This window comes from Kitasatospora sp. NPDC093558, from assembly GCF_040683475.1.
Taxonomy (GTDB): Bacteria; Actinomycetota; Actinomycetes; order Streptomycetales; family Streptomycetaceae; genus Kitasatospora.
On the sequence record NZ_JBFBDY010001012.1, the window covers coordinates 1 to 1,746 of the forward strand.

Consider the following 1,746-nt stretch of genomic DNA (forward strand, 5'->3'; position numbering starts at 1 on the left):
CGTTGCCTCCAGTTGGTCCCGGTCCCGTCTCCCTCTGGGAGGTCGGGCGCCGGGACCGCTCAAGCGGTCCGGGCGCCCATGGCCGGCGGAGCCGGCCGAGTGCCGACCGGTCAGTCACTCAGGAGCGGCATCAACGCGGCTTCTTGAAGCCGAGCGTCGTCGCGTCCTTCTTGGTGTAGATGGTGCCGTCCGTGTCCTTGCTGAAGTCGCCGACCTTGGCGGCCGTGGGCGGGGTGTAACGCCGGGGCAGCTGCTGGTTCTTGGTCACGGTGCTCTCCAATGCGTCGAGAACGAAGCCTGGAATGGCTTCGCTCCATTGGGCCGTCACTGCGCCATGGTGTCCACACGGACGATCCGACTCCGGCCATTGCGCGTCGACCACGAATCGATCTCGCATTCGAAAAGATGAACCGTAAACAAAATCTCGGTCAATCCGCTTGACCGGATCCGTGGGCATGACAGGAAAGGGCTCGACCGGAGTGACCGGAGTGACATGTGATGCTTGCAGTTTCTTCACATCATCGCGCCGGAGCCGTCCCGAGCCCTTTGTCATGCAAATGGCGCAAACGGAGGGGAGCCCGGAACGGGCCGGTTGTGCGGAATTCCCGGGTGGTGCACGGTTCTCAGGCGAATCACCGGCGGTGCGGGTTCCGCCGCGATACCTGGGGGTGAGGCAGGTGCAGTCGCTCAACGACCACCTCGTGGTCTTTCCGGATTCCCCGGGCGGTGCCTGGGCGTACCGTCAGATCGGCGGCGAAGCACCTCGGCTGGTGTCCCACGCCTCCGGACGGCCGTGGCTCGCCGGCTCCTGGGCCCCGGAGGACCTGGTGGTGGTCACGGCCGGCCCGGTCAGCGTGGCGGTGTACGGGCCCAGCCCGGTCCCAGCGGACCGTCTCCGGGCCCTGCTCCCGTCCGTACGCGACCTGCCCGCCCTCGACGAGCTCGCCCGCGCCCTGCCCGGCAACACCCACGTGGTGGCCTCGGTCCACGGGCGCGTACGGTTCCAGGGCACCGTCACCGGGACCCGCAGCGTGTTCACCACCCACCTCGACGACGTGCCGATCGCCTGCGACCGGGCCGACGTGCTGGCCGAACTCACCGGCGCGGAGCCCGACGAGGACCTGCTCGCGACGACCGTGACGTACGGGATGCTCTTCTCGCCGCTGAGCGAGCGCAGTTGGTGGCGCGGCGTGGAGCAGGTGGCCCCGGACTGCTGCCTCGTCATCCCCGGCGACGGTCCCGCCCGGCCGGTGCGCTGGTGGCAACCCCCGGAGCCGGACCTCCCCCTCGCCGAGGGTGCCGACGCCGTGCGCGACAGGCTGCGGGAGGCGGTGGCCCTGCGGCTGCCCGGCCAGGGCAGGCTGTCCGCCGACCTGTCGGGCGGCATGGACTCCACCTCCCTGTGTTTCCTCGCCGCCGAGCACGCGCCCGAACTCCTGACCTTCTGCTGGACCGGCGGCAGCGCGATCAACGACGACCCCCTCTACGCCGGCCAGGCCGCCCGGCTGCTCGCCCGCGCCGAGCACCTGACCGTCCCGGACACCGACGCCCCGCCGGTGTTCTCCCCTCCGTACTGGGCGACCGACACGGAGGCCCCGCGGGCAACCAGCCGGGGCATGAACGCGATCCGCTACGGGATCCGGCACCTGGTCGACCACGGCGCCACCCGGCACCTGGCCGGACACGGCGCGGACGAACTGTTCACCGGCGGCGCCCCCGGCGGCGGCACCACGATGCTGCTCACCC

The 1,746-nt window shown here is 70.7% G+C and carries 2 protein-coding genes; one reads left to right on the forward strand and one right to left on the reverse strand.

Going from position 1 to position 1,746, the window contains the following annotated elements; genetic code table 11:
- Nucleotides 1-130 precede the first annotated feature (130 nt).
- The gene (locus AB0O00_RS37950) at nt 131-268 is read right to left on the reverse strand and encodes a hypothetical protein (RefSeq protein WP_363659249.1); all 138 of its coding nucleotides are present in this window, start codon (nt 266-268) and stop codon (nt 131-133) included.
- Between the two features lie 409 nt (nt 269-677).
- On the opposite strand from AB0O00_RS37950, the gene AB0O00_RS37955 reads away from it, so the two are divergent.
- The coding region (locus AB0O00_RS37955) for an asparagine synthase-related protein (RefSeq protein WP_363659250.1) at nt 678-1,746 on the forward strand (1,069 nt) is incomplete at its 3' end.